The organism is Salinibacterium sp. 10G20-15 (assembly GCF_057365065.1).
On the sequence record NZ_CP195118.1, the window covers coordinates 366,164 to 382,570 of the forward strand.

12 protein-coding genes are annotated in these 16,407 nt (G+C 63.0%); 6 read left to right on the forward strand and 6 right to left on the reverse strand.

Annotated features, from left to right (window positions below):
* Positions 1-7 precede the first annotated feature (7 nt).
* Positions 8-898 carry a hypothetical protein gene (locus ACR3YK_RS01735; protein WP_486175535.1) on the forward strand — a complete coding sequence of 297 codons (891 nt, stop codon included), beginning with the start codon at positions 8-10 and terminating at the stop codon, positions 896-898.
* Here the strand turns inward: ACR3YK_RS01735 and ACR3YK_RS01740 are convergent.
* Positions 816-2,510 (reverse strand): ATP-dependent helicase, encoded by a 1,695-nt coding sequence (locus tag ACR3YK_RS01740; protein ID WP_486175536.1) that lies wholly within the window; start codon positions 2,508-2,510, stop codon positions 816-818. The genes ACR3YK_RS01735 and ACR3YK_RS01740 overlap by 83 nt on opposite strands.
* A complete protein-coding gene (gene nudC, locus ACR3YK_RS01745) occupies positions 2,507-3,433 on the reverse strand; it encodes an NAD(+) diphosphatase (protein ID WP_486175537.1) in 927 nt (308 codons plus the stop codon). Before nudC ends, ACR3YK_RS01740 begins: the two co-directional genes overlap by 4 nt.
* 67 nt (positions 3,434-3,500) lie before the next feature.
* On the opposite strand from nudC, the gene ACR3YK_RS01750 reads away from it, so the two are divergent.
* Positions 3,501-4,502 carry a phosphotransferase gene (locus tag ACR3YK_RS01750; protein WP_486175538.1) on the forward strand — a complete coding sequence of 334 codons (1,002 nt, stop codon included), beginning with the start codon at positions 3,501-3,503 and terminating at the stop codon, positions 4,500-4,502.
* Positions 4,503-4,515: 13 nt separating this feature from the next.
* Here ACR3YK_RS01750 and ACR3YK_RS01755 read toward each other — a convergent pair whose 3' ends face one another.
* A complete protein-coding gene (locus ACR3YK_RS01755; protein WP_486176360.1) occupies positions 4,516-5,982 on the reverse strand; it encodes an MFS transporter in 1,467 nt (488 codons plus the stop codon).
* A gap of 87 nt (positions 5,983-6,069) precedes the next feature.
* Here ACR3YK_RS01755 and ACR3YK_RS01760 point away from each other — a divergent pair, with 87 nt between their 5' ends.
* On the forward strand, positions 6,070-6,924 hold the full coding sequence (locus ACR3YK_RS01760) for a LysR family transcriptional regulator (protein ID WP_486175539.1): 855 nt from the start codon (positions 6,070-6,072) through the stop codon (positions 6,922-6,924).
* Here ACR3YK_RS01760 and ACR3YK_RS01765 read toward each other — a convergent pair.
* Entirely contained in the window at positions 6,921-10,172 is a 3,252-nt protein-coding gene (locus ACR3YK_RS01765; RefSeq protein ID WP_486175540.1) for an ATP-dependent helicase, read from the reverse strand. The two genes, ACR3YK_RS01760 and ACR3YK_RS01765, sit on opposite strands and share 4 nt — an antisense overlap.
* Complete coding sequence (locus tag ACR3YK_RS01770; RefSeq protein ID WP_486175541.1) at positions 10,169-13,270, reverse strand: ATP-dependent helicase; 3,102 nt, start codon at positions 13,268-13,270, stop codon at positions 10,169-10,171. The genes ACR3YK_RS01765 and ACR3YK_RS01770 overlap by 4 nt, the downstream gene beginning before the upstream one ends.
* 74 nt (positions 13,271-13,344) lie before the next feature.
* Here ACR3YK_RS01770 and ACR3YK_RS01775 point away from each other — a divergent pair, with 74 nt between their 5' ends.
* Both ACR3YK_RS01775 and ACR3YK_RS01780 read left to right on the forward strand, forming a co-directional pair.
* Positions 13,345-13,569: a DUF3107 domain-containing protein gene (locus ACR3YK_RS01775; RefSeq protein ID WP_100389894.1), complete on the forward strand. Its 225-nt coding sequence runs from the start codon at positions 13,345-13,347 to the stop codon at positions 13,567-13,569.
* A 2-nt stretch (positions 13,570-13,571) separates the two neighbouring features.
* Positions 13,572-13,862 carry a hypothetical protein gene (locus ACR3YK_RS01780; protein WP_486175542.1) on the forward strand — a complete coding sequence of 97 codons (291 nt, stop codon included), beginning with the start codon at positions 13,572-13,574 and terminating at the stop codon, positions 13,860-13,862.
* Positions 13,863-13,917: 55 nt separating this feature from the next.
* Here the strand turns inward: ACR3YK_RS01780 and ACR3YK_RS01785 are convergent, their stop codons facing one another.
* A complete protein-coding gene (locus ACR3YK_RS01785; RefSeq protein WP_486175543.1) occupies positions 13,918-14,634 on the reverse strand; it encodes a ferritin-like fold-containing protein in 717 nt (238 codons plus the stop codon).
* Between the two features lie 174 nt (positions 14,635-14,808).
* On the opposite strand from ACR3YK_RS01785, the gene ACR3YK_RS01790 reads away from it, so the two are divergent.
* Entirely contained in the window at positions 14,809-16,308 is a 1,500-nt protein-coding gene (locus tag ACR3YK_RS01790; protein WP_486175544.1) for a DEAD/DEAH box helicase, read from the forward strand.
* Positions 16,309-16,407 lie beyond the last annotated feature (99 nt).

Consider the following 16,407-nt stretch of genomic DNA (forward strand, 5'->3'; position numbering starts at 1 on the left):
TGGGCACATGATCCTGCGCGTAGACCCCCGACTACCGCTTGTGTGGCGGTCCCCCACCAGCGCCCAATTTGGCATTGACCCACCCGTGGTTGTGCTACCTCACGTGACCGAGGCTCAAGAGAAGATTCTCTCCGCGTTAGTTGCCGGTATCAGCCGGAGCGGCCTCGAAATGTTAGCGGGCACTCACCCCGATGAGTGCAATGACCTCATCGACTCGCTGTCAAAAGTTCTCGTCGCGACTCCTCCACAACCGCCGAACGCTCACGTTGCTGTATTGGGGTCCGGTGTCCTTGTCGACGCGATTGCCGAAATCCTCAATTCAAGCGCGGTGACGGTCGAGATCGCCACCGCTCCGAGCGACCTCGACCAACCCGATCCCGATTTGGCGATACTCGTGGGCCATTTCGTGATCCCGCCCTCAGTGCACTCGCACTGGTTACGCCGCGACATCCCGCACCTGCCGGTAGTGATCTCCGACTCTGCTGCCGAAGTAGGACCCGTCGTCACCCCCGGCATCACCGGATGCCTCCTCTGCATCGACATGCACCGTCGAGATGCCGACCCGTCGTGGCCTGCGATAGCAACTCAACTGATGGGTCGCACCTCGCTTGCCGAGACCCCGACACTCGTCGCGGAAGCTGCCGCTGAAACGAGTCGCATGGCATTACACCGTCTTGGCCGCATCGGGTACACAGTGTTCGACCAGACTCCCGCCGATTCCACCTCTTCGGTGCGCATCGATCACGCAACGGGGCGTCGCGATGAGAGCTTGCGCTTTCGGCATCCCGATTGTGGCTGCCAAGGCGTCGCCAACGTCACGGACGCTGGCTCCGATCCCGCACGTCGTCGAGGAAGCGACTGGGGGCGCGACGCCCACCCCGGCCTGTTTGTGCACTAGCCGACCACGACATCCCGAGAGAACGACGGGCACGAGTAATACCGACATACAGTAGGCGTCGTTCCTCGTCTATTGCTTCCGGCGTGCGCGCGTAGCTGATTGGCAACAGCCCCTCGTTGAGCCCGATGAGGTGAACGCAGTCCCACTCGAGGCCCTTGGCCGAGTGCAACGTCGCGAGGTTCACGGCTGAACGCAGCGGTTCATTGTTGCTGCTCTGGCGATCAACCAGATCGGCCACAAACTCCCGCAGGGTCACTTCGGGCGCAGCGTCCTCAGCCAAGCGCATGATCACATTGAGCGATTCCCAACGTTCGCGAACCGCGCCAGCGGTCTCGGGCGGATCCTGCGACCAGCCGATCGAACGCAGGATGTCGCTGACCGACTTGAAGAGCGGCTCGGTAGCCGTGCTGATCGATGCTCCGCGCAGCAACATGATCGCCTCTTTGACTTCGCGCTGATCGAAAAAGCGCGTCGCGCCGCGCACCAAGAATGGGATTCCTGCGGCCGAGAGCGCCGCCTCAATAGGTTGAGACTGAGCATTGATGCGGTACAGCACGGCGATCTCTTCGGGACTCGTGCCCGCTGCAATCTGCGCCGAGATAGCGTTGGCGACCGCTGTCGCTTCAGTATTGTCATCGTCGTAGCCGGTGACGTGCGGCGTCGGCGAATGTTCCGTCGTGGCCGCCTGCAGGGTGAGCGCACCCTTCTGATTCGCCATCAGTCGGTTCGCGGTGTGAACAATCTCCGGCGTGGAGCGGTAGTTGCGCTCGAGACGCAGCACCGCAGCGTTGTCGTGCTGCGAAGCAAAGCGCAACAAGAACTCCGGGCTTGCTCCGGCAAAGGAATAAATAGTTTGGCTCACATCGCCCACGACACAGAGGTCGTCGCGGTCACCAACCCACAGCCGCAGCAGTTCGTGCTGAAGGGGCGAAACGTCCTGATACTCGTCGACCACGAAGAAGCGATACTGCTCGCGCACCTGCTGCGCAATGCGCGGCTCGGCTTCGATCATTCCGGCGGCAGCTAACAGCACGTCTTCGAAGTCGATCTGGCGGCGGACATCCTTCATCGCCTCATACGCCGCTTGCAGCTCGACGAGGCGGTCGATAGTGAGAGCGGCGGGAGGGGTTCGACCGGCGTTTCCGTATTGCTCCACCGACATCCGCGAGGTCTTACGCCACTCGATCTCAGCGGCAACATCGCGCAGCGTTGCGGTATCGAGCTTGAGCTTCAGCGAGTCGGCAGCGTGGGCAATCATTCGTGCTTTGCCCTCGAGCAGCCGTGGCATGGTTCCACCGATCGTCTGCGGCCAGAATGCGTTCAGTTGTGACAGCGCCGAGGCGTGAAAGGTGCGTGCCGCGACGCCGTCAGCGCCGAGGGAACGGAGCCGCCCGCGCAGCTCGCCAGCGGCCCGGTTGGTGAACGTGAGCGCCATCACCCGGCCGGGCGGGTAGACCCCAGTTGCGACGCCGTACGCAATGCGATGCGTGATGGCGCGAGTCTTACCCGTGCCGGCACCGGCCAGTAGGCACACAGGGCCGAGCAACGTTTCGGCAGCTTGGCGCTGACCTTCATCTAGAGCATCGAGTAGAGCATTGGCGTCGAGCGTCACGGTTGTTCGTCAATCGTTTGGCCGTACCAGTGCTCGATAATTGCACGCGCAATCGACGAGTGCCCTGGCAGACGGATGTCGTTCAGAGAGTTGGCGAGTTCGTCCCGGCTAAACCAGCGCAGGTCAAGAATCTCGGTACCATCCGGAGTGCCGAGCCCGGTGAACCCGGGAGCGACGGAGGCGGTGAACCCGAGCATGAGCGAAGCTGGGAAGGGCCACGGTTGGCTGCCCAGATAGACCGGGTCAACAACGGGAACGCCAGACTCTTCAAAGATCTCGCGCTGCACCGCTGATTCCAAGGACTCCCCTGGCTCAACGAAACCGGCAAGCAACGAATAACGATTGGATTCCCACAGGGCGTTCGATCCGAGCAGCAAACGGTCGCGGTTGTCAGTGACTCCCACGATGATTGCGGGGTCGGTGCGAGGAAAGACTTCGAGCTTGGAAGCCACATCGCGGCGCACCCAGCCCGCTTTCTCCACGACGGTCGGTTCGCCTGTGCGGGGTGAGAACAAATGAGAGGAGTGCCAGTTCAAGATGGCCAGCGCCTCGGTGAAGAGTCCCGCATCCCGATCGCTCAATTGGGTTGCGATGCTGCGCAGGTTGCCCCAGTTCGCTTCGGCAAAATGACCAGCATCTTCAAGTTCAACGGTCACGATCGGAGTTCCAATCGGTTCCGGGCTGGTCTCAGACAGTGAACGCCCGAGATACACGCTTGTGTGGCCACGCTCGATGGCATCCGGATGCAGCAACGCCAAAGACCCATCGGCAGCCAGCAACGCCGACCCCTTAAAGATTGGCAGCACGCGAGTCGCCGAATCGCGCCACAAACGGTCGAGAAGTCGCGGATCTTCCCGAGCTAAGTGGTCACGATCGATCTCATATCGCGACAACGGCAGTCGCGAAAGAAAAGACTGTGACATGTATCGACCCCGTCCCAAGTGCGTGGCGTGCGGCAAATGCGCGTCAGAGCAACCTACCCTGAGTGTTATGGCCAGATCACATCTCACTCTAGCCGCGCTGGCGACCTCCGCTGTCGAGGGACTCGATGTTGCCGCAGCCGCCCCGTTCGGCACCGGCAACGGCAACGACTTCGACTCAGCGCTGATCACGGGACGCGACGGCAAACACTGGATCATTCGCGTGCCACGAAACGCTGCGGCCGAAAATGTGCAATCTGCTGATCTCGTCGCCTTGCGCGCTCTCAGCGCCGGAGTGCGCACCCGCCTTCCGTTCGCGGTCACTAGCTACGCCGGCCAGGTTGCTGTAGGGCAGACTCGCGGCATCGTCTACGAATTCGTCTACGGCACCAAAGTTCCCATGCGCTCCTACACGACGGGCCCCCACTCGCTCGCTGCCTCCATCGGCACAGCGATCGCCGCAATCCACGCGCTGCCCACCAGTTTCGTTGCGGATGCTGGACTCCCCGTTCAGACCGCAGGCGAGGCACTGCGCGCGTGCATTTCGATCATCGACCGCGCCGCCGCTACCAAGCTTGTGCCTGCCGCGCTCCTTGAGCGTTGGCGCGAGGCCACAGAAGACGCCAAGCTGTGGCAGTTCCAGCCAACCGTCGTCAACGGTTCTCTGGTTTCGGACTCTTTCTTGAGCGCCGACAACGCTGTCACGGGGGTACTGGGCTGGCAAGACATCAAGGTCGGTGACCCAGCAACTGATTTGCAATGGCTGCTCGGTCCGCGCAACGAGGCGATTATTGACACCGCCTTCGGGGCGTACGCGGATGCACGGGGGGCTGGTGACCGTCAGCTTAAGCAGCGCGCCACTTTCTATGCTGAACTCTCGGTTGCGAAATGGCTGTTGCACGGCACCGAAGTACGCAGCACCGAAATTGTCGACGACGCCGGCGAGATGCTGACGACGTTGCTCGACGACATCCGTGATGACGTGATGAACCCCATTAGCGCCAACACCATGCCGACTATGGCCGTCGATGAAGTTGAGGCGATGCTGCGCAAGGACAATCGCGCGGGCTAGCACCACCGCTTCGCTATTTTGGGGAGCGCCGTTTCAATGACGATCGACGAAGCAGTGACGAGCGCAGCGTGCGAAGCCGGTTGCGTCGAAGGGCCGGATGTTGTGGGGTCGTCGCTGCAGCGTCGGCATCCACGATCGTGATGGGTTCCGTAATTGCCCGCGACTGATGCTGCGGCACAATCGCGACCCAGCGTCCGTTGCGCCGCGGAGCGACCTTTACGGTGAGACGGCCGGAGCGGGCGAGCACGATCGCGATACTGATCGCGACCGCTGCGGGAACACCACCGGCAATCACGAAGGCGAGCTTGGCACCCCACAGCTCGGCAATTGTTCCCATGAGCGGGCCACCAACCGCTTGGCCACCCAGGATCACTATGACCCAGAACGCCATAACGCGACCGCGAATCACGAGGTTCGACGAGAGTTGCACCATTGTCTCGGCCGCGGTCATGAGCAGCAGACGGCTCAGCCCGATACCGATAAGCACCCCGAGGAACAGTCCGTAGATGGGGACGATGCCGGCGAGCATCATCATGAGTCCGTAGAGCACGGCTCCAAAGATGATCGTGCGCAGGCGGAGACTGGAACGGCGAGCCGAGGCGAGTGCTCCGAGAAGCGCGCCGATGGCCGCCAGCGAGTTGTAGAGACCATAGCCACTAGCCCCGGTGTTGTAAACAGTGTTGGCCATCGCGGCGAGAAGCGTCGGCATCGGCATCCCGAACACCGCAACGACGAAGACCATGATCATGGTCCAGAACAGTGTTGGCTTGGCCTTGATGTAGCGGATGGCTTCACGGATCTGCCCCTTGGCTTCGGGAGCCCGCGGCGCGATTAGTAGCTCGTTCTTGCGCATCGACGCAAGGATGATGACGCCGATCACGACGGCGACGGCGTTGATGCCGATGGCCCAGCCGGAACCCGCCGCCACGATGAGAACACCGCTGAGGGCGGGGCCGAGGAAGGCTCCGGAGTGGAAGATCGATGCGTTGAGGCTGATTGCATTGCGCAAGTGACGTGGGCCAACAAGTTCGTTCACGAAGACCGCACGCGCCGGGTTGTCGAACACTTGGATAATGCCCATGAGCAACACGAGCAGGTAGACCAGCCAGAGCTGGGCGACGCCAAGAATCGTGACGATCGCAAGCGCGAGGCTAAGGATGCCAATGATCGACTGCGCGACCATGAGGGTGGCGCGCTTGTCGAAGCGGTCAGCGATTACGCCCGCATAGGCGCCGAGCACAATTGTGGGCGTGAACTGAATAGCGATCGTCAAGCCCACGAGGGCGACGTTGCCGGTGAGCTCAAGAACAAGCCAGTCCACGGCGATGCGTTGCACCCACGCCGCGGTATACGCGATGAACTGAGCGATGACGTATAGGCGGTAATTGTGCAACCGCAGCGAGCTGAAAGTGTCGCGCCAGAGTGGGCGCTGCATGACCGCCGAGATGGGAACTGTCGCGGGGGACGTCTCAGATGGCATACTCACGCTCTCAACCGTATTGTCTCGGCGCTCATTCCGCGGCATAATCGAGCCTATAAATTCAATTACGTTTCGTAATGGAGCACAGTGTTCGACCCGGTCCTTCTCAAATCGTTCGTCGCCGTCGCCGACAACCGGAGCTTTACGGATGCTGCGCGCACTCTAGAGCTCAGCCAGCCGACGATCAGTCAACACATTCGTAAGCTCGAGGCTGCCGCAGGACGCATTTTGGTGGTCCGCGACACCCGCGCCGTCTCGCTCACCGACAACGGCGAGGCAATGCTCGGCTTTGCTCGAGCGATCTTGGCTGCTGAAGATCAGGCAGTGAAGTACTTCACCGGTTCCGCCATGCGCGGTCGACTTCGTTTCGGCTCAGCCGACGACCTGGCACTCACGCAATTGCCGCGCATTCTGCGAGACTTTCGGCAGTTGTATCCGCACATCAACCTCGAACTCACGGTGAGCCAGAGCGGAAACCTTGTTCGTCGTCTGCAAGCGGGCCAGCTCGACCTCATTTTCGTCAAGCAGGATGCCGGGGCCGAGGGTGGGCGCCTTGTGCGCCGCGACCGGATGGTGTGGCTCGGGCACAAAAGCATGACGCTCGAAGTTGCGTCGCCAGTGCCCTTGATCGCCTATCAGGCCCCCAGCCTGGGGCGCACTTACGCGATGCGTGCTCTCGAGGCCGTTGGACGCACGTGGCGCATTACGTGCAACGTGAAGGAAGTGAACGGCGCGCTTGCCGCGGTTCGGGCCGGAATCGGCATTGCGGTGTTTCCGCAGTCGCTCATTCCTGCCGATCTTGCGCAAGTGCCGGCGTCGTTCGAACTGCCCGAGTTGGGAGACGTGGACTTCGTGCTGCTCGACAACCCGATGGCCGCTCGCGAACCCGTGGAGGCGCTGAGCACCGCCATCCTGAGCCGCCCGGTTCAGCGCCGGGCCTAGCCGCCGAAGCTTGGCGCGGCGCCCACCGATCCGGCCCACGCCTGCCGCAGTTCGCTCTCGTTGGAGATGTGCGTGGGGCGGATGACGGTGTCGTCGGCCACGAAGTAGAACGCGGCATCGATCTTGTCCGGAGCGATGCCCTTCCACTGCGCGTAGGCGAGGCGATACAGCGCGAGCTGCAGTTGCTTCGCTTCGAGATCGGCCGCATCGCGCGGCGCGCGGCCGGTCTTCCAGTCGACGATTTCGTAGCGGTCGCCGTCGGCGTACACGGCGTCAATCTTGCAGATGACGACGCGGTCGCCGAAGGGAACGTGAATCTCGATTTCGACGTCGACCGGTTGCCGGGTGGCCCACGCGGAGCGCTCAAACGTTGCTTGCAACTCGGCGAGCTTGGCAGCATCCGCAGCACTGTCGTCGTCGGTGCCGTCGAGTTCGAGCGCGAAGGCGTCGAGCGTTTCGGTGGAGGCCGAGGAGCCGAACCGCGATTCGACCCATTCGTGAAATTGGGTGCCCAGTCGCGTTGCCCGGTACGGCTTCTCGGGCATGGGGCGGCGAAGCGAGAGCGCGACGGCTTCGGGGTCAGCGATGTAGTCCTTGAAGCGCGACGCGGGGATGCGCTGCGGCAGCGGGGTGCGTCGGGCTTCGCTCGCGGCACGGGCGCGCTCGGCGAGCAGCAGGTCGATCTCGTGCGCCCAGAGGCCGTCGGCGCCAGGGTCGGCGGTCGTGACAAGCTGCGCGGCAGCTTCGACGGTGGCTCGACGGTTGCCGAGAGGGTCGAAGGGCCAGAGCGGATCGAGGACGTCATTGAGCGTGGGGTTGTCGTCGTTCACGGGGTCGGTTGGCAGTTCGCCGATCAGTTCGTGTTCTTCGAGTTCCCGCAGGAAGGTGCTCGGGGCTTGCGGCTTGCTGCGGCTCGACCAGAACGATCCGGTGAGCAGTAGGTTGTCGCGGGCGCGGGTGATCGCCACATAGCCGAGTCGTCGCTCTTCGGCTTGGTGGCGGTCGGCCAGTGCCGCTTTGAACTCTTTGAGGGAGCCGTCGAAGTCTGACTGGTACTGAGCGTTTTCCCACTCAAGTTCGGGGAGCTCAGCAGCATCGCCGCGGAAGGCGAACGGCAACTTGCCGAACGAGACCCAGCCCTTGCCCTCTCTCGACGTCGCGGGTACTTCGCCATCGACGAGGCGCGGCACGGCCACGAGATCCCATTCCAAACCCTTAGACGCGTGAATGGTGAGCAGTTGCACGGTGCCGGCTTCGGCGTCGTCGCTGCGGGGCCCCATCATGTCTTGCTGGGCAGCACGCCGCAGCCACGCCAGGAAGCTGCCGAGGTTCGCTTGGTCGTCGCTCGCCAAAAACCCGGCGAGTTCATCGTGGAAGGCATACAGGTTGGCCATGCCCTGCGCTTGAGGACGGCTTGCGACGACCTCGATGTCGAGCAGCAGCTCTTGTTCGAGCAACCGGACGAGGTCGCCAAGCTCGAGCCCGGCCCGCGAGCGGAAGAACGCCAATTGTTTGGCGGCATCTTTGAGCCGAGAGAGCCCCCCGGGGCTGAATTTCTCGAGCTGCGAGTGGGAGGCGGGGGCTTCTCCGACGAAGTCGAGAGCATCGACAATGGATGCCGAATCATCGACGGCAACGGAGCCCCGCATCCGCTGCTTCACGTCGTCACTCAACTCGTGTTGGGAGACGGAGCGGGTCAGCAGCCAGCGCGACAGGTCGGCCAGGGCTTGCAGGTCGCGCGTGCCGATCGACCAGCGCGCACCCGAGAGCAGGCGGATGAGTTCGGAGCCCGCGCTCGGGTCGTGGATGACGGTGAGCGCGCTGACGAGGTCAACGATTTCGGGGGTCGACAGGAGGCCGCCGATTCCGAGCACGTGGTAAGGAACGTCGTGGGCGCCGAGCGCCGTGGCAAAGCGATCCATGTCACTGCGGCGCCGGAACAGGATAGCGGCGGTCGGCGGTTCAGGGGCGGCGGCATCCGGGTCAGGGTCGTAGTGATTCCACGCTTGCGGGGCGAGAGCGCGCGCGAACCACGTGGCGACGCCCGTCGCCTCTTCATCGATGTGTTCGTAGTAATACGCGTCGACAGAGCCAGCGGGTGCGCTAGGGCGAGCACCGAGAGATTCCACCCGCACGGGCGAACGCGCGCTGAGCGGCTCTACGATCACGTTGGCAGCGTCGAGCACCGAGGTCGCATTGCGCCAGCTCGTGGAAAGCGCAAAGTACTGGGCATCCGCGTTCTCGGTGAAGTCGCGGCTGAAGCGGGCCAGGTTGGCGGCACTCGCTCCGCGCCAGCCATAGATCGACTGGTGCGGGTCGCCGACGGCCATCACGGAGTGGTTGCCGAAGAGACGTGCGAGCAGCCGGGTTTGTACAACGCTCGTGTCTTGATATTCGTCGAGCAGCACCACGCGGTAGCGGTCTTGGTAGTGGTCAACAACATCCTGCGAACGTTGAGCGACCTCAAGCGCGAGCGCCACCTGGTCGCTGAATTCGAGCAGGCCCTGCGCGCGCTTCTGCTGGGCATACTGCACGGCCAAGTCGAGCAGGGGCGCGAGGGATCCGATCTCAGCGACGGCATCGGTCACCGAGGCATACGGGGTTTTCTTGCGCGCGGTATCGGCGTACGGAAGTTCTGAGATCTGGGTGAAGCGCTGCGCGTAGGCTGCCACGTCATCCGCATTCGCCACGTTGTCGCTGAGGGCATGGCTGAGGTCGAGCACCGCTTCGGTGAGCGCGTTGATCGACTTCTCAAGACCCACGAGCCGCTCATCCGTGCTCGCGACGACGAGCTTGCGAGCGAGCTGCCATGACGAAGGATCATTGAGCAGGGTCGACTCTGGCTCGCGCCCGATGAGCAACGCGTTCTCGGTGAAGAGCGCACTCGCAAACGAGTTGTAGGTCGAGATCGTCGGCTGGTCGAATTCGATCGATGCCGTCTCGGGCGTTATTTCAAAACGTTCGGGATGCCGGTTCTGCACCTCGCGCAAGATGGCGATGCGCTCGCTCACACGCTTGCTCAGCGAGCCCGCTGCCTTGCGCGTGAAGGTGAGGCCCAGAATCTGGTCGGGGCTCACAAAGTTGTTAGCGACGAGCCACACCACCCGGCTGGCCATGGTGTCGGTCTTGCCGCTGCCGGCACCCGCCACCACGAGCGCGGGTGACAGAGGCGCTTCAATCACGACTTGCTGTTGTGGGGTGGGCGCATGGATGCCCATGAGACCGGCGAGGTCAACGGACGAGATCATCGGGCACTCACCGCCGGCACGACGTGGATGCGGCAATTGCCAAAGCTCCATGGGTCGGTGCAGTGGCTGCTGACTCGAGCCACAAATACGCTGCCGGCCATTCCGCGGGCATCGTCGATCACGCGCTGTCGGAACAGTTCGAGCTCCTCGTCGTTCATCGGTTGCTGCTTGGGGTCGACGTAGTCGCGGGTCTTGGCCGAAGGTGAAAGCACAACGAGCTTGGCACCGCCGTTCTCAAGCCCCTCGGGTACTCCCTCGATCGCTCCCGACGCGAACGCTAGTTGATAGGCCGCGAGCTGCGGATGATCGGCCACAGCCTTATCAGTCGATGGCTCGTTCTTGCCGGTCTTGAGGTCGACGATCACCGCGGTGGTGCCGCCGTACACCTCAACGCGGTCAATCTTTCCGCTCAACAGAGCCTGATCGAGGGGCAGCGTGAATTGCATCTCGTTGCTGATGAGTTCTCCCCCATCGGCCGCGAAGTCGCGCAGGTAGGTGGCGAGATGCTGCGTGAGTTTCTTGGCGCGCAGCTTTTCGGCCTCCGACTGCCAACTGGCTTCGAAGCTCATCTGGCTCCAGCGTTCTTCGACACCCTTGAAGAGAGCGTCGGCGCTAAAGTCTGTCGCCTTCTCCGCAACGTCGTGGATGAGCGTGCCAAGGTTCGAGGCGGTGTTCGACGTCGAGCCGCCCAGCTGGTCGATAGCCCAGTGCAAGGGGCAGGTCTCGAAGGACTCCATGCGCGAGGGCGAGACGCGCACTTCGGCGTCCGGTTCGGTGAGGTCAACAAGGGGTTCGGTAGTGCTGGGAGTTCGCAGGCCGTACCAGGAGCGCGGATCGGCCCCGGGAACGCCTTCAGCGGCGAGCCGGGCTAGAGAGGATGCCGCGGCATCCGGATTCGCGCCGCTCGTCAGTTCGCGGCGAAGCACTCCCACGAGGCCACGCAAACTGAGGGGCGGGCGCGAGCGCACGGGTTCGTCCGGTTCGGGAATGAGGGTCAGGAACGGGGACGGCATGTTGTCGTCACCGGCGACGGCAGTCACGATCACTTCGCTCGTTGCCCGCGACACCGCCTGCGCAAACATGCGCAGCTCGTCGTGCAACACTTCGCGGCGGCGGTCGGTAACCGCAAGCTGCTCCCCCGCGAGCACTCGAGGAAGGTCGTGCGCGCCCAGGAGGGAGCCACGCACGCGAAGGTTGGGCCACACGTTCTCTTGAAGTCCGGCAACGACCACGACATCGAACTCTTGACCGATAACGGATGCTGGGGTTCCGACGGTGACGGAATCCATAATCGAGCGAGCAGCGAGCGTGTCTTCGGCAACATCGGCCGAGAGCCATTCGTTGAGGAAGACGTTGGCGGGAGCATCCGGTCGACGTTCCACAAAACGCTTCGCTGAAGAGAACAGAGCGACGACGGCATCGAGGTGGCGGTTGGCTTCTTCAGCCACGACACCGGCGCCGAGCGCTTGCTCAAACCACCGATCGGCGAGCCCACTGCGCTGCCAGGCACCCCAGAGAAGCTCTTCAATAGTGTCGCCCTCGGCACCGGCCGCTGCGGTTTCTCGCAAGTTCTTGGCCACTGCGGCAGCCTGGCGAGCAACGCGATTGTCGATCGTGACGAACCCAGCAGGCGCCGCCATCGCTTGCGCGATCAGCTCGTCGGCGGAGTCATAAATCTCGGCTCCGAGCGCCTCGTGCCGCAACGCAGCCTTGAGGCGGCGCAGCGAGACGGCATCGAAACCGCCCACTGAACTGCACAGCAACTCGATGGCCGCCGCGGCATCCAGCGGGCGACGTTCCAAGGCCAGTTCAAGCAGCACGATGAGTCCGTTCACGCTGAACTCGTCGCGCACCGCACTGCGCGCGCTCGACACGCTCGTGACAACTTCGAGCGTGCGCAGCTGACGGGCGAGCGACGGGATCAAGGACCCCGTGCGCACAATTACCGCCATGCGCGACCACGGTACCGACTCCAGCACATGCTTTTCGCGCAAGTGCCGCGCGATGAACGCCACCTCTTCGGCCGGGGTCGACAGCTGAAAACTGTGGATGCTCGAGGCCGCTGTAGCGACCGCCGGCGACTTACGCTGCTCAATGAGCCCGGCCACGCCGATGCGTTGAGTGAGCGCCGTGACTGTCTGGCGCAATTCGGCGCTGTGCCGATGAACCGACGACAAGAACAGCGACTCGCAATTCTCCAGCGCCAAGCGTGCTGCCCACTGCGAGAGCACTGCAGGCTGAGCGCCGCGGAATGACCCCGTCGTGAGGTCGGGGTCACCGAAGCCGATGATCGTGATGCCGCGAGAGGCCAGTGCCCGCACGAGCGAAATCGTGGCTTCGGTGAGCTCGTGGGCGTCATCCACCACCACGAGCCGCAGGCGATCAATCGCGGCATAGTGACCGCCCTCAATGAGAGCCGCGGCTTCGGCAAGCAACTCGCTCGCGTCAAAGTGCCGGTCGCGATAGCTCGCCTTTACCGCGTCGTAGACCGAGATGAAGTCGGATGCCGCCACCCATTCCGGACGTTCAGTGCGTTCGCCGAACGCCGCCAACTGTTCGGGAGTGACCCCAAACTCGACACAGCGCATCATCAGATCTCGCAACTCGGTGCGGAACCCTCGAAGGCGGCGAACCTCGGGATCGAGGTGCGCCGGCCAGGGCGCTCCCGCGCCATCGGCAATCTCCCCGGCGAGAAGGTCAGCAATAATCTGGTCTTGCTCGGCGCCGGTCAAGAGCGTGGGTGCGCCATCACCGGCCACCGCCGCCGCTTCACGAATGACTTCGAATGCCAAGGAATTGGCCGTGCGCGCCAGCGGGCCAAGAGTGGGCGCATCAATGCGCGCGGCGAGGCGATCGCGCAAAGCCGTTGCGCTCTGACGAGTGGCCGAGAGCACCACGATCTGCTCGGGAGACCAGTCGCGCTCATGAACACGCTCAGCAACGAGCTCCACCAGAGTGGCGGTCTTACCCGACCCTGCCGCACCGACCACCACGGCGCTCACACCGTCAGCGAGATCGACAACTGCACGCTGCGAATCGTCGAGATTCAGCGGTGCGGGAGCTGAGACATCCGCTGGCTCTGAGGGCAAGGTGACCATGAATCAACGTTATCGGGATGCGCTGACAGTGAACGGGACATTCATCGCCCCGCGTTGTGTCGTAATCTGTGTTCGTGGACATAAGCATCGGTATCAACAACAGCCCCCGTGAGATCAACTTCGAGTCGGCACAGTCGGCCAGCGAGGTTGAGACCATCATTGCCGAGGCATTGAACTCGGATGCCAAGTACGTGAGCCTGCGCGACGCCAAGGGCAAGCTGTACATCGTTCCGACCACGGCACTCGCCTACGTCGAACTTGGCGAAGAAGAGTCGCGCCGCATCGGATTCGTGGCCTAACAGTGGAACTGCTGTTCGTCACCGTGATCGGTGCATCACTCGCGACCATCGTGCGTTACCTGCTGCCTTCGCGCGACATGTACGGCATGGCTCTGCTGCCCGCCGTGGGCGCCGCTGTCACCGCAACGGTGTGGGTTGCTCTCGTGTGGGTCGGGTTGACCTTCGATGGCACCTGGATCTGGGTGGCAAGTCTCGTCGCCGGCGTTGGTGCCGCTGTGGTAACAGCGATCATGCTCCCGCGGTATCGGGCAGCCGCCGACGTACGCGCCTTCGAAACGCTTTCGCGCAGCTAGAAACGCAGTCGCTTTCTCGGGGAAATAAGCCAGCGGCCGAGATCGCTGATCGCCACTAGGCGGTCAGGCCGAGCGCATCCATTCGACGGGTGTGCGACGCAACGAGCTCGGTGAAGACCGGCTCAACCTGCGCTTCGGTGTTGCGCGTGTGGTCGGGGAAGACCAGCGCTGAACGGGCCAGCAGCATCATGTCGCCCATGAGGCGACGGCCCCACATTGCCAGGCGCGAGTCGAGACGCGGGTTCTCGTCAATCGCGCCCTGCAAGAACCCGGCCAGCACCTTCTCCCCCGATTCGCCGCGGAAGATTTCGACGAGTCGAGTGTGAGATTCGGTGGGAAGTCCCTCAGCAAGACGCGCGTAGAAGTCGTCGAAAAATCCCGCGCTCAAGTAGGCCGAGATCAAAGATTCGTACCAGTCGGCGCCGCGAGCGATGCGATCGAACTCGTCGACCTCATCCGTAAAGCTGTCCATGACTTCAGCGGGCGAACCGCCGGCCTTAGTGATCTCGTCAACCAACTTGCGGTGCTTCGCCATCGACAGCTCGGCGGCTTTGCCGAGTGCCGTCTTGGCGGCCGTTGTTGGCGCCGTCGAGATCACTCGCGAGAGGTTCTCGAAGATCATGAGTTGCACATACGCTGCGCGCCCGAGGAACGCGAGGATGTCGGGAGCGAACTCCGCTAGGGCTATTTTTTCGGTCGCGGAGACGTCAGACCGTGACCGAAGGCGAGGCACTTCGATGCGACCTGGCTTGCGCGAAAACCACTTAACCACGCAGCCAGCTTAGAGCGTCTGAGCACCCTTCGTCTCTGCAACAACCCGCCTCGCCGCCGCAATTCACGGCCTCAGCCCAGCGCAACCCGCTAAACTGCGGGCATCCCCCGACTCAGGAGGGGGTCCGGCGCCCCAGGTCAAAAAGGGCGCATCGCACCTAGACGGGCTTCATACGTGACTTTCTCAGAACTCAATATCGATCAGGACATGGTCGATGCACTTGCAACCAAGGGCATCCTCGAACCGTTCCCGATCCAAACCCAAACAATTCCTATGGGCCTCGCGGGCCAGGACATCATCGGCCAGGCCAAGACAGGTACCGGTAAGACGCTTGGCTTCGGGCTGCCCGTACTGCAGTCGCTCGGCACCGACCCTGAGCCCGGCGTGAAGGCCCTCATCGTGGTACCGACTCGAGAGCTGTGTGTTCAGGTGGCTGAAGACCTCGTGCTCGCGGCATCCAATCGCTCCACCAAGATCGCCGCCATTTACGGTGGCAAGGCGTACGAGGGTCAGGTCGAACAGATCAAAGCCGGCGCCCAAGTCATCGTTGGCACGCCTGGTCGTTTGCTCGACCTCGCCAGCCAGCGCATGCTCTCGCTCAAGGACATCAAGGTGATGGTTCTCGATGAGGCCGACAAGATGCTCGACCTCGGCTTCCTCTCCGACATCGAAAAGCTTTTCGCTCAAACCTCCCCCACGCGTCACACGATGCTGTTCTCGGCGACAATGCCCGGTCCCATTGTGGCTCTCGCTCGTCGCTTCATGAACAAGCCGATCCACATCCGCGCCACCGACCCCGACGAGGGCCTGACGCAGAAGAACATCAAGCACGTCGTGTACCGCGCGCACAACCTCGATAAGGACGAGGTCATCGCCCGCATTCTGCAGGCTGAGGGTCGCGGCAAGACCGTCATTTTCACGCGCACCAAACGTGCTGCCGCCAAGCTCGTTGAAGAACTGAACGATCGTGGCTTCAACGCCGCGGCCGTACACGGCGACCTCAACCAAGAGCAGCGTGAGCGCGCCATGGTCGCATTCAAGGCGGGAAAGAAAGACATCCTGATCGCAACGGATGTTGCGGCTCGCGGTATCGACGTCAACGACGTGACGCACGTGATCAACCACACCATCCCGGATGACCACGACACCTACTTGCACCGTGCTGGCCGCACGGGGCGCGCGGGTAAGACCGGCGTAGCTATCACGTTCGTGGACTGGGCAGACATGCTCAAGTGGACGCACATCAACAAGGCGCTCGAAATGGGCATCCCGGAGCCTGTCGAAACTTACTCGTCGAGCCCTCACCTCTTCACCGACCTTGACATCCCTGAAGGAACCAAGGGTCGTTTGCCTGGCTCGCACGCTCCGGCAGTGCGCACCAGCGGCGCTGCTTCGGGTTCCGGATCGGGATCAGGCAGCGGCCGTGGATCGCAGCGTGGTGGCGACTCCTCGCGTCCACCTCGCAAACGCACCCGTTCCGGGGCTGGTTCGGCATCCGGTTCAGGATCACGATCGAGCGATGGCGGATCTGTAGCGAGCGCTCGCGCCGCTGACGACAGCACTCGCCCCGAGGGCGGCGGAACTCACGACGGCGGAGCACCCGCTCGTCGCAAGCGCACTCGTCGTCGTCGCGGCGGCAGCGAGGGTGCACCGAGCACGCCTCCCACTGCCTAAGCAGCAGCACACACTTCACACGAAAGCCCCGCACGCCGTGCGGGGCTTTCGCCGTTAGTGCGGAGGCACGGTTGGAGAAGTGGTGGCCCGAATCGGTGC

Bases quoted from the DNA above. Each gene is read 5' to 3' on its own strand.
- ACR3YK_RS01735 (WP_486175535.1), top strand. From the start codon at position 8: ATGATCCTGCGCGTAGACCCCCGACTACCGCTTGTGTGGCGGTCCCCC.
- nudC (WP_486175537.1), bottom strand. From the start codon at position 3,433: ATGTCACAGTCTTTTCTTTCGCGACTGCCGTTGTCGCGATATGAGATC.
- ACR3YK_RS01750 (WP_486175538.1), top strand. From the start codon at position 3,501: ATGGCCAGATCACATCTCACTCTAGCCGCGCTGGCGACCTCCGCTGTC.
- ACR3YK_RS01755 (WP_486176360.1), bottom strand. From the start codon at position 5,982: ATGCCATCTGAGACGTCCCCCGCGACAGTTCCCATCTCGGCGGTCATG.
- ACR3YK_RS01765 (WP_486175540.1), bottom strand. From the start codon at position 10,172: ATGATCTCGTCCGTTGACCTCGCCGGTCTCATGGGCATCCATGCGCCC.
- ACR3YK_RS01770 (WP_486175541.1), bottom strand. From the start codon at position 13,270: ATGGTCACCTTGCCCTCAGAGCCAGCGGATGTCTCAGCTCCCGCACCG.